We start from the raw sequence: 17,555 nt of genomic DNA, 5'->3' as shown, positions 1-17,555 counted from the left end.
GGGGATATATTATGTCATTTATAAATAAAATACTTTTAATTTTTGTAATTTTAGGGGCAGTTAATATAATCATACTTTTAATAATAAAGAGCAGGTCAAAATCTAGAAAAGTTGAAGAAAAAGAAACACGTAAAAAAGGTGACATTAGAGTATTAAGCTATGATGATGAAGATTTAATTTGTATGGTAGAAAATGATTTAGAGTTAAGGTATGGCTATGGATGTAATGATTTAGAAGTATTTCAAAATATGAAGATGACTCATAAAAATGTTTATACTTTACTTTGGTTTGATACAGAAATGAAAAATGGGGGATTAGGGGAATATTTTTTTAGTATTAGTAATATAACTATGAATTATTTAGAAAAAGCTTTTGAAGATGTAAAAGCTTTAGAATTATTAGACAGTTATAAAATGTTTATTGATAAAAATGACATTGAAGAAGGAATAAGTCATATAGACAAGAGAAGCGTAGAAGAATACTCATTATTTATTAGTAAATTTGATTTTTCTAAATTTAATGATTTATATGAGAAAACAGATTTAAGATTATTAATAGCAAATTATATTAGAGATAATATAATTGATTTTTCTGATTTAAGTGAAGAAGAGTTAAAAATTTTAAAAGAAATGGAAGAAGAACAAAAACTAATGGAGAATAATTAATTACATACAAATGCCACCTAATTTGGGTGGCATTTTAAGGGTATAAAGCAAATAAATGAATATATAATCAAGGAGAAGTTATGAGCAAACAAATTGATTTAACTAATGGGAATATTGTGGAGAAATTGGTGAAGTTATCATTACCAATAATGGGAACTGCTTTTATACAAATAGCCTACAGTCTTATAGATATGATTTGGGTTGGTAAAATAGGAAGTAAATCTGTGGCAGCAGTTGGAACAGCAGGATTTTATCCTTGGCTTGCCATGGCATTTATTATGATCTCAAAGGTAGGCGGAGAAATTAAGGTTGCCCAAAGTGTGGGAGAAAAAAATGAGAAAGATACTAAATACTATATTAAATCAGCAATTGAAATTAATATGATTTTATCTTTTTTATATAGTTTAGTTTTAATTTTATTTAAAGGACCTCTTGTTGGATTTTTTAAACTGGGAGACATGGAAGTTATTAATATGTCTGAACAATATTTAGTTATTGTGGGACTTGGCATGATGTTTTATTTTATAAACCCTGTATTTACATCAATATTTGTAGGTTTAGGAAATAGTAAATCTCCATTTAAGATTAATACCATAGGTTTAATAACTAATATTATTTTAGATCCAGTATTAATATTTGGTATAGGGCCATTTCCTGAAATGGGTGTAGCAGGTGCTGCCATAGCTACAATTACATCTCATATAATTGTGTCTTTATGTTTTATCTATTTAATTTCTAAGGATAAAGAAGAGCACTTTAAAATCAAACTATTTAGAGAAGTTGATTTTACTTATTATAAAACTTTATTTGTGCTGGGAACACCAGTGGCACTTCAAAATGGGTTATTCACTATTTTTTCCATGATAATGGGAGTGATAGTAGCGTCTTTTGGGCCAGTTGCCATAGCAGTGCAAAAAGTAGGTTCACAGATTGAATCAATATCTTGGAATAGTTGTGATGGATTTGCATCTGCACTATCTAGCTTTGTAGGTCAAAATTATGGAGCAAAGAAAATTGATAGAATAAATAAAAGTACAAAATATGCTTTAATAGGAGTGATTATATGGGGAACCTTAACAACAGCTATCTTAGTATTTTTAGGGGAATTCATATTTAGGGCTTTTATAAATGAGCCAGAAGCCATTTTACAAGGAATAGACTATTTGAAAATTCTAGGATATTCACAATTATTTATGTGCTTAGAGATAACAGTTGCTGGGATTTTTAAAGGTTTGGGTAGAACTTATATACCATCCATAATAATAGCTGTACTAACTGGATGTAGAATACCATTAGCTATTTTGCTTTGCAGACCTGATATTCTTGGACTAAATGGAGTTTGGTGGAGTATTACTTTAAGTAGTGTGGTAAAAGGAATTTTATTGGTTAGTATTCTAGTATATCTTAGAAAAACTCATAAGTTGTATATGATTAAAGATTAGTTTTATCAAGAATTATCACCATAAAAAATTAAGATTATTAGATGAGATAAATAATTAGTTAAAATCAAATTTATATTATATTTGCAATTATATAATATAAATTTGATTTTTTTATTGATTAGAAAAATAAGTTTAGTCTAACATAGCAATTGCTCTTATTGGAGCACCATCAGAGCTTTCAAATTTAAGTGGTAAAGCACAAAATACAAAAGTATCACTATTTATTAAATCTAAGTTAGTTAAATTTTCAAATACTAAAATATTATTTTCAAGAATCTTATGATGTTTAGCTAAAATAGAAGCATCTATTGGATCTACAGAAATTGTATCAAAGGCAATTCCTTTCTTATTAGAAGTCATAATAAAATCCACAACTTCATCACTTATAACAGGATATTTACCTAAATATTTATCAGTATTCCAATATTTACTCCAGTCAGTTCTAAACACAATAAATTCACTATTATCAATAGCTTCTTTATTCTTTTCAATAAAATCATAAGTAATAATATCACCTTCTCCTAAAGATGAACAATCAACAAGAGCGGCAGTACCAATAAAATTTATCACATCAATTTTATCAAGAGAAACTCCATCTTCAAAAACATGATTAGGAGAATCCATATGAGTACCATTGTGTGAACGAATATGGATTTCAGTTTCTTTGTATCCATTTTCAGTTACAGTACTTATTATTTTGTTCTGGGGGTGTGGTCCACCAGGATATACAGTCATATAATTTGCAATAGAATGAGTTAAATCAATTATTTTCATTTTTACCTCCTTAAAAATATAAAACTAATATACAAAATGTAACAATTATAATCAATGTCCTATACTATAATTATATTATATATGAAATTTTCATAGATGACGGGGGTGATAATATGAATTTTCAAGATGTAATTAATAAAGTAAATAATTTGAATGATTGGATAGTTAAAATTAGAAGAGACATACATGAAACACCCGAACTTGCCATGGAAGAATATATAACTAAAGAAAAAATAAAAAAGTACTTAGATGAAATAGGAATTGAATATAAAGAATTTGAAAGTCATAGGGGAATAATAGCTTATATAATAAAAAGTCCAGCTTATGAAACTATTGCTATGAGAGCTGATATAGATGCACTACCAATAAATGAAAAAAATAATAAGTTATATAAATCAAAACATGAGGGAGTAATGCATGCTTGTGGACATGATTCTCATACAGCTATGCTTATAGGAGCTTGTAAAGTTTTATATGAAATGAGAGAAGAGTTAAAAGTAAATGTTAAATTTTTTTTCCAAGGAGCAGAAGAACGATTTGGCGGAGCAAAGTATTTAATAGAAGATGGTTGTTTAGAAAATCCTAAGGTAGATTATATGTTTGGATTACATGTACAGACAAATGTGCAAAGGGGATTTATTGAATGTAAAGAAGGAACTTTAAATGCCAGCTCAAGTAGCTTAAAAATAAGGATAAAAGGTAAAAGAGCTCATGGGGCATATCCTGAAAATGGAACAGATGCATTAGTTTGTGCAGCTCAGGTTATAACATCTTTGCAAAGTATAATAAGTAGAAATATTTCTCCTTCTACTATGGCAGTATTAACCTTAGGTAAAATATGTGGAGGAGAAGCTCAAAATGTTATATGTGAAGATGTGGAAATTAGTGGAACTATCAGAGCTTTAAACGAGGAAAGTAAAAAATTCATAGTAGATAGAGCAAAAAACATAGTAGAAAATACAGCAAAGGCTTATGGATGCGAAGGTAATCTATATATAGAAAATAAGGGTTATCCACCAGTTATAAATGATAAAGAATTAGTGGATATTATTAAATTTAATACAGAAGAATTATTGGGAAAAGAAGCCTATAAGGAAAAAATGTATCCTGCTATGGGAGCTGAAGATTTTTCATTTTATACGGGAAATTGTAAAGGAGTATTTTTTCATTTAGGTTGTGGAAATAAAGAAGAAGGCATAAATAGTTTAATTCATACAGACACATTTGATATTGATGAAGGTTGCCTGGTTATAGGCAGTGCTATGCATGTATTAAATGTACTTTACTTTAATAAATAGTTATAAATATAGCCATATTAAACATAATAAACTTGTTTAATATGGCATTTTAATTTTAATATAGATATTAAAAATAAATAATATTATTATACATTCCTTTTTTAATCATATAATTGTTGAGATATTTAAGATTTTCTGATTTTTCCTCAATTATGTATTTTAAAATATTTTCAAATTCAGTTTTTTCAAACTCAAAGCTAGATGCACTACATGTTGAATGAAGAAGTTCTTCTGTTGTTAAAGCATCGAAACATATAATTTTGTCACCATCGTCATAACTACTATTATTATCTAAAGATGTTAAGGTAATATTACCTATATTTATATAATCATTAGAATTAATAGAATTATTTTCATAATATGGATGAAGATTTTCCTTGTTCATTTGGGGAACTTTTCCTTGTAACATTTCATCAATCATATTTAAATGTTTCTCTTCGATTTTAACTAAATTAGAAAATAAGCCTTTTAGAGAGTTATCTTGAGCTTGTAAAGCATAGTCATTATATTTATCGATTACTAATTGTTGTTGATATTTTTCACCTTCTAGTAAAAATCTTTCTTTGCTAGTTAAATTTACCACTGAATCACCTCCATTTATATTTTTACTTTAAAAATATAAATTATTCATATATTGCAAATAATAAGAAGAACATACAATATGATAAGGATAATTTTTTAATTAAAATAAATTGATTTAGACTATGAAAAGGAGAATAGACATGAGAAAAAGAAGATGTGTTAAAGTAATTCCAATTGGAGGATTAGGGGAAATAGGCAAAAACATAACAGCCATAGAATATGAAGATGAAATAATCGTTATAGATTGTGGTATATCATTCCCAGATGAAGACATGTATGGAGTAGATTTAGTAATTCCAGATGTAACATATTTAATAGACAACAAAGAAAAAGTTAAAGGTTTATTTTTAACTCATGGGCATGAGGATCATATTGGAGCTATTCCTTATATACTAAAACAAATTAATATGCCTATTTATGGAACTAGACTTACTTTAGGACTAGTTAAAAATAAATTGGAAGAACACAAGATGGAAGATATGGTAACAGTTCATTCTGTGGAAAGTGGAGATACAGTGGATCTGGATAAAATTAAAGTAGAATTTATTCAGGCTACTCACTCCATAGCAGATGCCTGCTCTTTGGCTATAACAACTCCTTTAGGCGTAATTGTTCATACTGGAGATTTTAAAATTGATTATACACCAATTGATGGAAGGCTTATGGATTTAAATAGATTTTCGACTCTTGGAAAAAAAGGAGTTTTATTACTTTTAGCTGACAGTACAAACATAGAAAGAGCAGGTCATTCATTATCAGAAAAAACCATAGGAGAAACTTTAAATAGAATATTTTCAGGAGCAAAAGGAAGAGTTATTGTGGCTACATTTGCATCAAATATTCACAGAATGCAACAAATTGCTAATGCCTCTATAAAAGAAAATAGAAAAATTATTTTTAGTGGAAGAAGTATGGAAAACGTATCTAGAGTAGCAATTGAACTGGGTTATTTAAATATACCAGCAGAATCATTGATTGATATAGATGATATGAATAGATATCCAGATGAAAATATAACTATAATAACAACTGGTAGTCAAGGCGAATCAGGAGCAGGTCTTTCAAGAATTGCTTTTGGTAGTCATAGAAAAATAGAAATTCATCCAGATGATTTATTTATAATTTCAGCTTCACCAATTCCAGGTAATGATAAGATAATTTCAAGGGTAATAAACCAACTATTTAGAAAAGGTGTAGAAGTTATTTATGAAGATTTAGAGGATATTCATGTATCTGGTCATGCTTATCAAGAAGAATTAAAATTAATTCACACTCTAGTAAAAGCAAAATATTTTATGCCTGTACATGGTGAATATAGACATTTAAAGCATCACGCTGATTTAGCAAAAAAACTTGGTATGGACTCTGAAAATATTTTTACCCTAGAAACAGGTCAAGTATTAGAAATTACATCTAAAGGAGCTTCTGCGACAGAAAGAGTTCACACAGGAATATTATATGTGGATGGTCTTGGTGTTGGAGATGTGGGTAACATTGTTTTAAGAGATAGAAGAAATCTTGCTAGAGATGGAATGGTTATTGTGGTAGTTGCCATTGATAAAACAAATTATGAAATAGCATCTGGACCAGATATAATTACTAGAGGATTTATATATGTGAGAGAGTCAGAAGATTTAATAAGAGAAATTAAAAATTTATCTAGAGAAAAAATTGAAGAATGCTTATCAAATGAAATTATTGAATGGCAATTACTAAAATCAAGTGTAAAGAAATCTGTGGAGCAATTACTTTATGACAAAACAAAGAGAAAACCTAGTGTATTTCCAATAATTATGGAAATATAGAGGGAATACGTTTGTGAAATCATATTTGCTATACGCTACAATTAATTAATAAATATTTATAGAATTGGGGGGAATAAGTGAGGGATTATATTGAATTTAAGGATGTTAAAAAAATATACAAAATGGGTGAAGTTAATATAGAAGCTTTAAGTGGAGTAGATTTTACAGTAAATAAGGGTGAATTTGTTGTAGTTGCTGGTGCTAGTGGCGCTGGTAAAAGCACTATATTAAATATTCTTGGAGGAATGGATAGTCCAACTAGTGGCCAAATTATTGTAGATAATAATGAAATTAATAAATATACCAATAAAGAATTAATTACTTATAGAAGATATGATATAGGCTTTGTATTTCAATTTTATAACTTGGTACAAAATTTAACAGCCCGTGAAAATGTGGAGCTTGCCACACAAATTTGTAAAAATCCATTAGATTTAGATCAAGTAATGGAAGCAGTGGGTCTTAGTCACAGAAAAAATAACTTTCCGGCTCAACTGTCTGGAGGAGAGCAACAAAGGGTAGCTATTGCAAGAGCTTTAGCAAAAAATCCAAAGTTATTATTATGTGATGAACCAACAGGAGCATTAGATTATAATACAGGAAAAGCTATATTAAAACTTTTACAAGATACTTGTAGAAAGATGAAAATGACGGTGATAATAATTACTCATAACCTGGCATTAACTCCTATGGGTGATAAAGTTATAAAAGTTAAAAATGGAAAAATTAATTCAATTACTATCAATGAAAATCCAACACCAGTTGAAAGGATAGAGTGGTAGTATGAAAAGTGCTCTAAATAAAGATTTTATAAGAGATATATTAAAATCTAAAGGAAGGTTCTTTTCTATAGTTGCAATAGTTGCTTTAGGAGTAGCATTTTTTTCAGGAGTAAAATCGGCTCCTATAGTAATGAAAACTTCTTCTGATAAATATTATGATAATTATAATCTAATGGATGTGAAGGTAATTTCAACATTAGGATTAACAGATAAAGATGTTGATGAAATAAAAAAAGTTAATGGAGTAGAAGGTATTTATCCTACCTACTCCATGGATGTAATTTCAACATATAAGTCCAGTGAAAGAGTATTAAAAGTTCATGGCTTAGATCTGAACAACTTAGATATAGAAGTTATTGTAACAGGACAATATGGAACTTTATTTAAATATGATATGTCCATAGTTACACAGCCTAATATGACTAGTAAGGATACTCAACAACTTAAAGATGAGCTATCAAAAATGAATGAGATAAATAAATATGAGTTATTTAGCTATGAAAATGGAGATATAAAAATTAATAATGCTACTAAGGAAATAACCATAGTTGTTCCCAAAAGTTTAAATAAAATAGATGAGTTTATTCATTTACAAGGTAGAAAAACTCAAAAAAATATAGTTCTTAAAAATGACGGAATAGTAATCACAGAAAAAATCGCTAAAGATTTAGGTATAAAAGCAGGAGATGAAATCTAGTTAATTAATAGCCATGACAAAAAGGTAAAAGTCAAAGTTAGTAATATAACAGAAAATTATATATCACATTACGCCTATATCTCACCTGATAGTTATAATAATTTATTTAAAAAAGACCTTAAATTTAATAGAGTTTTAGGTGTTTTAAATAATCCAAACGTAAAGATGGAAGAAAAGTTATCAAAAAAATTATTTGAAATAAAAAATATTAATGGTGTGGTGTTTAATACAGCGGCAAAAGAAACCTTCCGCAATACTATAAAAAATCTTAATTATGTAGTATTAATCATGATAATATCTGCTGGAGCCTTAGCTTTTGTTGTTTTATATAATTTAACAAATGTGAATATTTCTGAAAGAATTAGAGAAATTGCAACCATAAAGGTTTTAGGTTTTTATGATAATGAAGTATCAGCATATATTTATAGAGAAAATTTAATATTAACAATTATAGGAACTATGGTAAGACTAGGTCTTGGAACTATATTACATCAATTTATTATGGTTACAGTAGAAATTCAGTCTATGATGTTTGGTAGGGTTATAGATAGAAGTAGTTATTTTATAGCAGCTGTAGTAACTATAATTTTAAGTTTATTTGTAAATATAGTTATGTTCTACAAGCTTAAAAAAGTGAAAATATTAGAGTCTTTAAAATCCATAGATTAAAAAAATATTTTTTTTATGAAAAAGTAATGTCAAAAACACACCTACCTTCATAGTATATTTTAGATAACAAATTTATTTAATATCAACAAGGGGGTAACGTAATGTTAGATAGATTCTTTGGTGGATGTGGATGTGAAGGCGGATTTTTCGGAGCTGGATGGTGGATAATAATATTATTCTTCTTATTCTTAGCATTCCAAGATTGTTGGACAGAAATAGATATTTGCGCTTGGATACCATTCTTAATACTATTATTAATAGTTTGTGCATGTGGATTTGAAGGAGAAGAAGACGGCTGCTGCTAATAACAATATTATAGTTTGATTTATAATAACCTATTTGGATTTTTCCAAATAGGTTATTTTTTTTATGAAAAGTATTGACTAAGAAAAAATATTATCATATAATAGAACTCCACCATTAAAAAAGTGGTGAAGTTATGCACCTATTTTTCACTAAAAAACTAATAAAAACAAATCAAATAAAAATCAATAAACTCAGGCCTTAAAGATAGAAAAATATCACTATCTTTTATTTCTATTTAAAAAAATCCGAAAAGATATTAAAAACTTCTTGAAAAAAATTACTATTATGGTATATAATAATGCCTTAGTGAAAAATAATAAGTGAAAAAATAATTTTTGAGAGGTGCATAATGAAAATCGGATTTGATCATGAAAAATATCTAAAAGAACAGTCTAAATATATCCTAGAAAGAGTAGAAAAATTTGATAAATTATACTTAGAGTTTGGTGGAAAACTAATGGGAGATTTACATGCAAAAAGAATACTTCCAGGGTTTGATGAGAACGCTAAAATCAAAGTTTTACAAAATATAAAAGATCAAGTAGAAGTTGTAATATGTGTTTATGCAGGTGATATAGAGCGTAACAAAGTAAGAGGAGATTATGGCATAACTTACGATATGGAAGTTCTAAGACTTATAGATGACTTAAGAGGTTATAACCTAGATGTAAACAGTGTAGTTATAACTAGATTTGAAGGACAACCTGCAACAACAGTATTTATAAATAAACTAGAAAGACGTGGAATAAAAGTTTATAAACACGCTCCAACTAAAGGATACCCATCAGATGTAAACGCTATAGTAAGTGATGAGGGATATGGGGCTAATCCATATATAGAAACAACTAAACCAATAGTAGTAGTAACTGCTCCGGGGCCAAACAGTGGTAAGCTTGGAACTTGCCTAAGTCAGCTATATCATGAAAATAAAAGAGGAAATTCAGTTGGGTATTCAAAATTTGAAACATTCCCAGTTTGGAACTTACCATTAAATCATCCAGTAAACATAGCTTATGAAGCTGCTACTGTAGATTTAAAAGATGTTAACATGATAGATTCATTCCACTTAGATGCTTATGGAGAAAAATCAGTTAACTATAACAGAGATTTAGAATTATTCCCAGTATTAAAGAAAATAATAGAAAAAATAACTGGAAAAGAATCTATGTTTAAATCACCAACAGATATGGGTGTTAACAGAGTTGGGTTTGGTATAGTTGATGACGAAGTAGTTCGTGAAGCTTCTATAGATGAAATAATAAGAAGATACTTTAACACTGCTTGCCAATATAAAAAAGGTGAAGTAAACAAAGATGCTTATGATACAATATCTTTAATACTTGAAAAAGTTAATGTTAAGCCAGAAGACAGAGCTGTGGTTATACCAGCTAGAGAATACTCAGAAAAATTAAGATCACAAAGTAATAATCAAGATATTTGCCCTGTGGTTGCTATGCAAGTTGAAGATGGTGCAATAATAACAGGGAAAAGCTCTGATTTAATGTGTGCATCAGCAGCAGCAGTATTAAATGCAATAAAATACATGGCTAATATTCCAGATGATATGTATTTAATATCACCAGTAATATTAAATCCAATTATAAAATTAAAAACGGAAACACTAGGTGGAAAAAATGTGTCACTTGGCTTAGAAGAAGTTTTATCAGCACTTGCTATATGTGCAGTAACTAATCCAACAGCAGAACTTGCTATGGAAAAATTAGATGAGTTAAAAAATATACAAGCTCATTCAACTACAATAATAAGCAAAGATGATGAACAAACATTTAGAAAGTTAGGAATGCATGTAACTTGCGATCCAAATTATGCATCTCAAAATTTATACTATAATTAATAAGATACTTAAGGCCATATTGATAATCAATGTGGCCTATTTTACAATGTAAAATGTAATAAGATTAATTTAAAGAAGTAAAGGGTGATAAGTATGAAAAATCAAAGAAAAATAATTCATATAGATATGGATGCATTTTATGCTTCAATTGAACAAAGGGATAATCCGCATTTAAAAGGAAAACCTGTAGTTGTAGGAGGAAATCCTCAAGGTAGAGGTGTAGTTGCAACTTGTTCCTACGAGGCAAGAAAATATGGAATTCATTCTGCTATGCCATGTAAAACTGCATACAAAAGATGCCCCTATGCCATATTTGTAAGACCAAGATTTGAAGTATACAAACAAGTATCTTATGAAATAAGAAGGATTTTTCATAAATATACAGATTTAGTGGAACCCTTATCTTTTGATGAAGCTTATTTAGATGTTACAGAAAATAAATTTAATATAAAATATGCTACAGAAATTGCTAAATTAATTAAAAAAGAAATCTATGAAAAAACTGGATTAACTGCATCTGCAGGTGTATCTTACAATAAGTTTTTAGCTAAACTAGCTTCAGATTATGATAAACCAAATGGACTTACTATTATAAGAGAAGATAATACCCAAAGTTTTCTTGATAATCTTCCCATAAGTAAATTTTTTGGAGTGGGTAAGGTAACTCAAAGAATGCTTCATAATTTAGGAATTAATACAGGATATGACTTAAGACAGTTGGACATAAATGAATTGGAATCAATTTTTAAAAATAGAGGATATTTATTTTATCAACTATCAAGAGGTATAGATAATAGACCTGTTGAGCCACACAGAGAAAGAAAGTCCATAGGTGCAGAAACTACCTTAAGTGAAAATTTAGATATAGAAGATGAGAAGCTAATTAATATTTTAGATGAACTTTGTGAGGAAGTATCTCAAAGAGCGAAGGATATAAAAAAGATGGGAAGGACTGTAACTTTAAAAATAAAGTATGGTGACTTTAAGCAAATAACTAGAAGTGCTAGTTTAACCAACCCCATATGTTCTCATGAGGATATCAGAACTAACATTTTTAACTTATTTAAAAATATAGAACATAATCATAAAGATATAAGACTTATAGGAGTAACATTATTAAATTTAATTAACCTAGAAGAAAGAACAAATATTACTTTATTTGAATATATTGATAATAGAAAAACTGAATAATATTTTATTAATCCATGGGCATAGTCCATGGATTTTTGAGTATATAGGACAATGATAAATATTATTAACTATTAATGTAATTCAAAGTTGGAGGGATATTTATGGAAAGTGAAATTGATTATGGTAATAATGAAAATTACAAAAAGGTTAAGTGTGTTTTATGGATAATTTTATTTGCTAACTTAGGAGTAGCTATAACAAAAATAGTGGTTGGTTATTTAATAAATAGTGCCAGTTTAAGTACAGATGGGGTTCATTCTTTATCTGATGGATTATCTAATGTGGTGGGTTTGATTGGAATTACTATAGCTAGTATACCAGTTGACAAGGAACATCCTTATGGACACAAAAAATCTGAAATAATTGCGAGTTTGTTTATTGGAGGTATGCTTTTATTTTTAGGTTTGAAAACTTTATTTACTGGATTTAGCCGATTTATAAATCCAAGTGAGCTAAATATAACATTAATAAGTTTAATTTCATTAATATTAACTATTTGCATAAATATTTTTGTTACTATATATGAAAGAAAAAAAGGCGAAGAATATAAAAGTTTTATACTGATATCGGATTCTATTCATACTAAAAGTGATATTTTTATATCTGTAGGTGTTTTAGTATCATTAATAGGAATTAAATTAGGTTTACCTCAAATTATAGATCCTATTATATCTATAGTGATATCTTTATTTATACTAAAAGCATCCTATGAAATTTTTAAAGAATCTATTGGTATACTATTGGATAAAGCAGTTGTAGGAGAAGAAAAAATTACTGAAATATTAAATTCTTTTGATGAGATAAAAAATATTCATAAAATAAGAAGTAGAGGTAGCGCAAATGATATCTATGTGGATATGCATATTATGATTGATGCAAATACAACTACTGAAGCGGCCCATAGTCTTTCTCACAATATAGAAAGACAGATTAAAAATAAAATTAATCCAAATTGCCAGGTTATAATTCATATTGAACCTTATTATAAAAAGGAAAACCTATTGTAGAAAAAAACATTATATTTTATAATTAAAGTGCATAGTAAAATATGCATTTAACTAGAGAATGAGTATATTATTCAAGGTGCCAAATGGCTTAAAAGGGAATGTGGTGAAAATCCACAGCAGCCCCCGCTACTGTGATAATGACGAAAACTTAGGCTTTGGAGAGTTTTAACTCCACTGGTAAAATGGGAAGGAGAAGTTAGTAGGATGATTTTAAGTCAGGAGACCTGCCTAAAAATACATGATCTTTCGGGTGTGAGAGAAATACTGTAATATGGGTTATTAATAAATAGGTATTAACGGAACATATTATAGATAAAAAATTAAGTTTTTTTATGAAAGAGTAATAACTTATTCTCTAGTTCAGGTTCTATATGAAGGGGATGAAATCATGAATCAACAGGGATTTATTATAGACATTGTAGATAATAGAACTGCAAAAATGATAATGCAACGTCATTCGGCTTGTGCATCTTGTGGCAAGTGCAGTAAATTATCGTCAGAATGTCAAGACTTAGTAGTAGAAGTAGATAACTCTATAGGAGCCAAAAAAGGAGATCGTGTAGAAGTTAGCATGGAAAGTGTAAAGGTGCTTAAAGCTACAATGCTTGCTTACTTAGTTCCTTTAATATTTTTACTTGTGGGAACAATATTAACATATTATATATTAGATTTAATTAAATTTTCAGGGCCGATTGAAGTTATAAGCGGAGTAGTTGGTTTAATTTGTACTGGTATATCTTATTTATTACTGAGAAAAAATGATGCTAAATTTAAGCAAAGTAGACAGTATATACCTGAAATAACTAAGATAATAGAAGAAAAATAAAGATATTTATAATGAAAAAGAAGCATTTAATAATAAATGCTTCTTTTTTATTATCTTTATTATAAAGTTTCTTGTACTCTAATTTTATATATTAAAAACTATTTTATAAGCTTCTTTAACTGTAGTTTTTTATTGTTGATTTTAAAAAGAATTATATAATAAGTTTTAACCAAAGATGTAATTAATAGTACACCCATTGCAATTGAAGCACTTACAAATAGAGCATTAGTACCAATTGATATGGCATCTGTATATCTTCCTTCAACTAAAGATAACATGGTATTATAAAGTCCTAATCCTGGTATTAAAGGTAAGATACCTGGTATAACGAATATAATAGCAGGATACTTCATTTTTCTAGCTAATATCTCACTAAGAAGAGAAATTAATGCAGCTGCAAAAAAGTTTGCCAAAATAGCATTTCCAGAAAAATTAAATAATATCATATAAACTGTCCATCCTACACCACCAATAGCTCCTGCTGGAATTAAAGATTTTATAGGAGAATTGAAGAATATTGAAAATCCTACAGTAGCTAAAAATGAGAAAAAGAAATTCTCTAATAAATTAAACAAACTCATCTAACTAACCTCCAAACCTAACAGCTAAGTCAAGGACAACACCAACACCAACAGCTATGGCTGCAGCAATTAAACATGACTCAACTATTCTTGATATACCAGCAATTAAATTACCAGAAATTAAATCCCTTAGCCCTTTAATAAAAGAAACACCGGGTAAAAGTGGCATGATAGAACCAACTACTAGTGAGGTAGAATTTTCAATTATACCATATTGAACTAATAAATTACCAAGAACAGCTATGGAAAAGGAACTTATTAGTGTTGCAAAAAAAGGTATTTGGTTTAGTTTTAGTGTTTTGTTATAAATTATAACTCCTATGGTAGCTATAATTAATGTAAGTACAAAATCTAAAACACCAGTACCACCTATTAAGTATGCAAATGATGCAGAAGCCATTGCAGTACCAATGAAATAAACAAATTGGTTATAATCTCTTACTGCATCAACTTCTCTTAACCTACCGATAGCTTCCAGCGGATCAATATCTTCATTTTGAACAAAATCTCTAGATATATCATTCAATCTATCTATTTTGGTAAGGTTAATAGTTCTTTTAGAGATAGTCTTCATAAATGTAAGACCATCAAATTTTTCGTCTGATATTATTACACAAGTTGGTGTAGTAAAAACATTGACATGTTTAAATCCTCTTGATTTACAAACTCTTAGGACACTATCTTCAACTCTAGCAGTTTCTGCACCGTTAATAAGCATTTGCTCTCCCAATAGTAAGGCAAATCGAAGGATTTCTTTTTTATAGCTAACTTGAAATTCCCTTTTCATAAAGTCCCCCTATTAAATAATGATAAAAAGATTATAACAAAAATAATTTAAAATAGTTATATCATTTGCATTTTTATTTAAAAATTTTACGCCAACCATAAATTATATTCTGAGATAGATGAAATATTCCTTCTTTTCAGTGTTAAATTGTATATTTTTAAATAATAAACAACAAATTTATTTATACAATGTGACAAAAATTGAAGATTTATAGAAATAAGTGAATAAATATGTTAAGAACACTTTATTTTGATAAAACATATAATGTTATTATCTTATCGTGGAAAAGGGGAAATTTATTATGGTTTTGACAGGCGCACATTACATCTACATTATTTTCATGGTAATAATCTTGATTACTATGATTTTGAAAAAAGAAAGCGTAGTACCTTGTGTACTGGGCATATTTTTCCTAGGACTATTCTTTACGAAAAACTTTGTAGGAGCACTCAATGGGATTTTTAATTCATTTGTTGTAGCACTTAATGAACTGGGAGGAATAATACTAATCATAGGTATTATGGTAGCCCTATCTAAAGCATTAGAAGAAAATCATGCCATAGATTTTATGGTAAAGCCATTTGCAAAAGTAATAAAAAACCCTACAACAGCATTTTTTGTTTCAGGTATTGCAATGTTGTTAATGTCATGGTTTTTCTGGCCATCTCCAGCATGTGCATTAATAGGTGCAATATTCTTACCAATAGCAATTCGATCAGGATTACCAGCTATGGGATTAGCTGTAGCCATTAACTTATTTGGTCATGGATTAGCCTTATCTACTGACTTTGTAATTCAGGGGGCGCCAAGTATAACTGCAGGTGCAGCAGGTATACCAGTACAATCGGTTATAATAGAAGGTATGCCGCTATATTGGACTATGGCAATAGTAACCATATCAGTAGCATTTTATATGTTAAGAAGAGATATAAAAAGAGGCATGTTTGATCAGGAATTGGCAGTAGCTAGAGAGTCGGAAGTGGAAATTAAAGAAGTTGAACCGAAAGCAAAACTTTCTGTACTTGTTGTGGCAGTAGCCTTTATATTGGATATAGTAGGAATGTATATGTTTAACTTAAAAGGCGGAGATGCAACAGCTTTACTTGGAGGAACATCAGTAGCACTATTAGTTTTTGTAAATGCATTAAGTAGTCCTAAGGAATGTTTAGATAAAGTAGGTCAACATATAATTCATGGATTTGGTTTTGCCATAAGTATTTTTGCAATAATAATACCAATAGCAGCATTCTTTTATTTGGGAGACGCATCAGTAACAACAGTATTTGGGGATGTCTTAGCAAAAGGATCTCAAGGTTTATTATCCGATATTGGTATGGCTTTATCAAATGCAGTACCATTTAATAAAGTTGCAGCAGCGGGAATTGAAACAGTTGTTGGTGGTATTACAGGGCTTGATGGTTCTGGATTTTCAGGAATGTCATTGGCAGGCTCATTGGCCTTAGTATTTGGTAATGCAATTCATGCAAATGTAGCTGTTCTTACAGCTTTAGGTCAAATAGCAGCCATTTGGGTAGGGGGCGGATGTTTAGTTCCTTGGTCGCTTGTTGCAGCAGCAGCTATTTGTGGAGTTAGTCCAATAGAATTAGGTAAAAGAAACTTTATACCTATTATGATAGGATTTGTAGTAACAACTATAGTTGCCATATTCTTGTTATAACTAATGTTATATTATAAAATATGAAAGACTGCTTGATTTTATCTTGCAGTCTTTTGTGTATATATAAGTTATATAAATGTAAGTATTTACAAAGAATAATTATATGAAAAAAATAAATAATAAAAATATAAAAAAATCGTTGACAATATATTTTAATAATGATAGACTTATACTTGTCTTCGAAAAAAGACAAAACACTTAATTATTTGCTAATTAACAAATTAAATAAAGTGTTGACAAAGAAAAACAGCTTTGGTAGAATAAAGAAGCTGAAACAAGCAAAGAACTTTGAAAATTAAACAGTAGGTTAACAATAAATTAATTCTTTAAGAATTAAACTGAAACAACAAACAAACCAAGCCAGATATTCAGATAATGATTAGTCTGAGCGATGGACAACTTTTTTATGAGAGTTTGATCCTGGCTCAGGATGAACGCTGGCGGCGTGCCTAACACATGCAAGTCGAGCGATTCTCTTCGGAGAAGAGCGGCGGACGGGTGAGTAACGCGTGGGTAACCTGCCTCATACACATGGATAACATACCGAAAGGTATGCTAATACAGGATGATATAAGAGATTCACATGGATTTCTTATCAAAGCTCCGGCGG

At 29.0% G+C, this 17,555-nt stretch carries 17 protein-coding genes, 1 rRNA gene and 1 riboswitch; of the genes, 14 read left to right on the top strand and 4 right to left on the bottom strand.

The window, feature by feature from the left end; genetic code table 11:
- Positions 1 to 11 precede the first annotated feature (11 nt).
- Complete coding sequence (locus K0039_RS13715) at positions 12 to 665, top strand: DMP19 family protein (protein WP_228105641.1); 654 nt, start codon at positions 12 to 14, stop codon at positions 663 to 665.
- 80 nt (positions 666 to 745) lie between these two features.
- The gene (locus K0039_RS13710; RefSeq protein WP_228105640.1) at positions 746 to 2,107 is read left to right on the top strand and encodes an MATE family efflux transporter; all 1,362 of its coding nucleotides are present in this window, start codon (positions 746 to 748) and stop codon (positions 2,105 to 2,107) included.
- A 132-nt stretch (positions 2,108 to 2,239) separates the two neighbouring features.
- On the opposite strand, the gene K0039_RS13705 is transcribed toward K0039_RS13710, so the two are convergent.
- Positions 2,240 to 2,881 carry a cyclase family protein gene (locus K0039_RS13705; protein WP_228105639.1) on the bottom strand — a complete coding sequence of 214 codons (642 nt, stop codon included), beginning with the start codon at positions 2,879 to 2,881 and terminating at the stop codon, positions 2,240 to 2,242.
- A gap of 113 nt (positions 2,882 to 2,994) precedes the next feature.
- Between K0039_RS13705 and K0039_RS13700 the strand changes: the two genes are divergently transcribed.
- Positions 2,995 to 4,179, top strand: coding sequence for a M20 metallopeptidase family protein (locus K0039_RS13700; protein WP_228105638.1), 1,185 nt, complete (start codon positions 2,995 to 2,997; stop codon positions 4,177 to 4,179).
- A 67-nt stretch (positions 4,180 to 4,246) separates the two neighbouring features.
- Here the strand turns inward: K0039_RS13700 and K0039_RS22250 are convergent, their stop codons facing one another.
- Positions 4,247 to 4,762: a spore coat protein gene (locus K0039_RS22250; protein WP_228105637.1), complete on the bottom strand. Its 516-nt coding sequence runs from the start codon at positions 4,760 to 4,762 to the stop codon at positions 4,247 to 4,249.
- Between the two features lie 139 nt (positions 4,763 to 4,901).
- On the opposite strand from K0039_RS22250, the gene K0039_RS13690 reads away from it, so the two are divergent.
- The 9 genes from K0039_RS13690 (at position 4,902) to K0039_RS13650 (ending at position 13,899) form a co-directional block, all read left to right on the top strand.
- Positions 4,902 to 6,566: a ribonuclease J gene (locus tag K0039_RS13690; RefSeq protein WP_228105636.1), complete on the top strand. Its 1,665-nt coding sequence runs from the start codon at positions 4,902 to 4,904 to the stop codon at positions 6,564 to 6,566.
- A gap of 122 nt (positions 6,567 to 6,688) precedes the next feature.
- Positions 6,689 to 7,348 (top strand): ABC transporter ATP-binding protein, encoded by a 660-nt coding sequence (locus K0039_RS13685; RefSeq protein ID WP_228105869.1) that lies wholly within the window; start codon positions 6,689 to 6,691, stop codon positions 7,346 to 7,348.
- Position 7,349: 1 nt separating this feature from the next.
- A complete protein-coding gene (locus tag K0039_RS13680; protein ID WP_228105635.1) occupies positions 7,350 to 8,045 on the top strand; it encodes a hypothetical protein in 696 nt (231 codons plus the stop codon).
- Positions 8,046 to 8,210: 165 nt separating this feature from the next.
- Positions 8,211 to 8,714, top strand: a complete 504-nt coding sequence (locus K0039_RS13675) for an ABC transporter permease (protein WP_228105634.1) — start codon at positions 8,211 to 8,213, stop codon at positions 8,712 to 8,714.
- Positions 8,715 to 8,815: 101 nt separating this feature from the next.
- Positions 8,816 to 9,019: a hypothetical protein gene (locus K0039_RS13670; protein ID WP_018592241.1), complete on the top strand. Its 204-nt coding sequence runs from the start codon at positions 8,816 to 8,818 to the stop codon at positions 9,017 to 9,019.
- Between the two features lie 350 nt (positions 9,020 to 9,369).
- A complete protein-coding gene (locus tag K0039_RS13665; RefSeq protein ID WP_228105633.1) occupies positions 9,370 to 10,875 on the top strand; it encodes a DUF1846 domain-containing protein in 1,506 nt (501 codons plus the stop codon).
- 93 nt (positions 10,876 to 10,968) lie between these two features.
- A complete protein-coding gene (gene dinB / locus K0039_RS13660) occupies positions 10,969 to 12,066 on the top strand; it encodes a DNA polymerase IV (protein ID WP_228105632.1) in 1,098 nt (365 codons plus the stop codon).
- Positions 12,067 to 12,167: 101 nt separating this feature from the next.
- Complete coding sequence (locus K0039_RS13655; protein ID WP_228105631.1) at positions 12,168 to 13,073, top strand: cation diffusion facilitator family transporter; 906 nt, start codon at positions 12,168 to 12,170, stop codon at positions 13,071 to 13,073.
- 57 nt (positions 13,074 to 13,130) lie between these two features.
- Positions 13,131 to 13,319, top strand: a riboswitch (cobalamin riboswitch).
- 142 nt (positions 13,320 to 13,461) lie between these two features.
- A complete protein-coding gene (locus tag K0039_RS13650) occupies positions 13,462 to 13,899 on the top strand; it encodes a SoxR reducing system RseC family protein (RefSeq protein WP_228105630.1) in 438 nt (145 codons plus the stop codon).
- A 98-nt stretch (positions 13,900 to 13,997) separates the two neighbouring features.
- Here K0039_RS13650 and K0039_RS13645 read toward each other — a convergent pair whose 3' ends face one another.
- Positions 13,998 to 14,480 carry a threonine/serine exporter family protein gene (locus K0039_RS13645; protein ID WP_228105629.1) on the bottom strand — a complete coding sequence of 161 codons (483 nt, stop codon included), beginning with the start codon at positions 14,478 to 14,480 and terminating at the stop codon, positions 13,998 to 14,000.
- 4 nt (positions 14,481 to 14,484) lie between these two features.
- Positions 14,485 to 15,267 (bottom strand): threonine/serine exporter family protein, encoded by a 783-nt coding sequence (locus K0039_RS13640; protein WP_228105628.1) that lies wholly within the window; start codon positions 15,265 to 15,267, stop codon positions 14,485 to 14,487.
- A 301-nt stretch (positions 15,268 to 15,568) separates the two neighbouring features.
- Between K0039_RS13640 and K0039_RS13635 the strand changes: the two genes are divergently transcribed.
- Together K0039_RS13635 and K0039_RS13630 are read left to right on the top strand one after the other, a co-directional pair.
- Entirely contained in the window at positions 15,569 to 16,945 is a 1,377-nt protein-coding gene (locus K0039_RS13635; RefSeq protein ID WP_228105627.1) for a hypothetical protein, read from the top strand.
- Between the two features lie 402 nt (positions 16,946 to 17,347).
- Positions 17,348 to 17,555, top strand: a 16S ribosomal RNA gene (locus tag K0039_RS13630); the annotation flags it as partial.

The organism is Terrisporobacter mayombei (assembly GCF_020748465.1).
In the GTDB taxonomy this organism is placed as follows: domain Bacteria; phylum Bacillota; class Clostridia; order Peptostreptococcales; family Peptostreptococcaceae; genus Terrisporobacter; species Terrisporobacter mayombei.
The sequence above is the reverse complement of the archived record's forward strand: the minus strand, read 5'-3'. Positions and strand labels throughout refer to the sequence as shown.

Coding starts and splice junctions, on each gene's coding strand:
- K0039_RS13715 (WP_228105641.1), top strand. CDS start 12: ATGTCATTTATAAATAAAATACTTTTAATTTTTGTAATTTTAGGGGCA.
- K0039_RS13710 (WP_228105640.1), top strand. CDS start 746: ATGAGCAAACAAATTGATTTAACTAATGGGAATATTGTGGAGAAATTG.
- K0039_RS13705 (WP_228105639.1), bottom strand. CDS start 2,881: ATGAAAATAATTGATTTAACTCATTCTATTGCAAATTATATGACTGTA.
- K0039_RS13700 (WP_228105638.1), top strand. CDS start 2,995: ATGAATTTTCAAGATGTAATTAATAAAGTAAATAATTTGAATGATTGG.
- K0039_RS13690 (WP_228105636.1), top strand. CDS start 4,902: ATGAGAAAAAGAAGATGTGTTAAAGTAATTCCAATTGGAGGATTAGGG.
- K0039_RS13685 (WP_228105869.1), top strand. CDS start 6,689: ATGGGTGAAGTTAATATAGAAGCTTTAAGTGGAGTAGATTTTACAGTA.
- K0039_RS13680 (WP_228105635.1), top strand. CDS start 7,350: ATGAAAAGTGCTCTAAATAAAGATTTTATAAGAGATATATTAAAATCT.
- K0039_RS13675 (WP_228105634.1), top strand. CDS start 8,211: ATGGAAGAAAAGTTATCAAAAAAATTATTTGAAATAAAAAATATTAAT.
- K0039_RS13670 (WP_018592241.1), top strand. CDS start 8,816: ATGTTAGATAGATTCTTTGGTGGATGTGGATGTGAAGGCGGATTTTTC.
- K0039_RS13665 (WP_228105633.1), top strand. CDS start 9,370: ATGAAAATCGGATTTGATCATGAAAAATATCTAAAAGAACAGTCTAAA.
- dinB (WP_228105632.1), top strand. CDS start 10,969: ATGAAAAATCAAAGAAAAATAATTCATATAGATATGGATGCATTTTAT.
- K0039_RS13655 (WP_228105631.1), top strand. CDS start 12,168: ATGGAAAGTGAAATTGATTATGGTAATAATGAAAATTACAAAAAGGTT.
- K0039_RS13650 (WP_228105630.1), top strand. CDS start 13,462: ATGAATCAACAGGGATTTATTATAGACATTGTAGATAATAGAACTGCA.
- K0039_RS13645 (WP_228105629.1), bottom strand. CDS start 14,480: ATGAGTTTGTTTAATTTATTAGAGAATTTCTTTTTCTCATTTTTAGCT.
- K0039_RS13640 (WP_228105628.1), bottom strand. CDS start 15,267: ATGAAAAGGGAATTTCAAGTTAGCTATAAAAAAGAAATCCTTCGATTT.
- K0039_RS13635 (WP_228105627.1), top strand. CDS start 15,569: ATGGTTTTGACAGGCGCACATTACATCTACATTATTTTCATGGTAATA.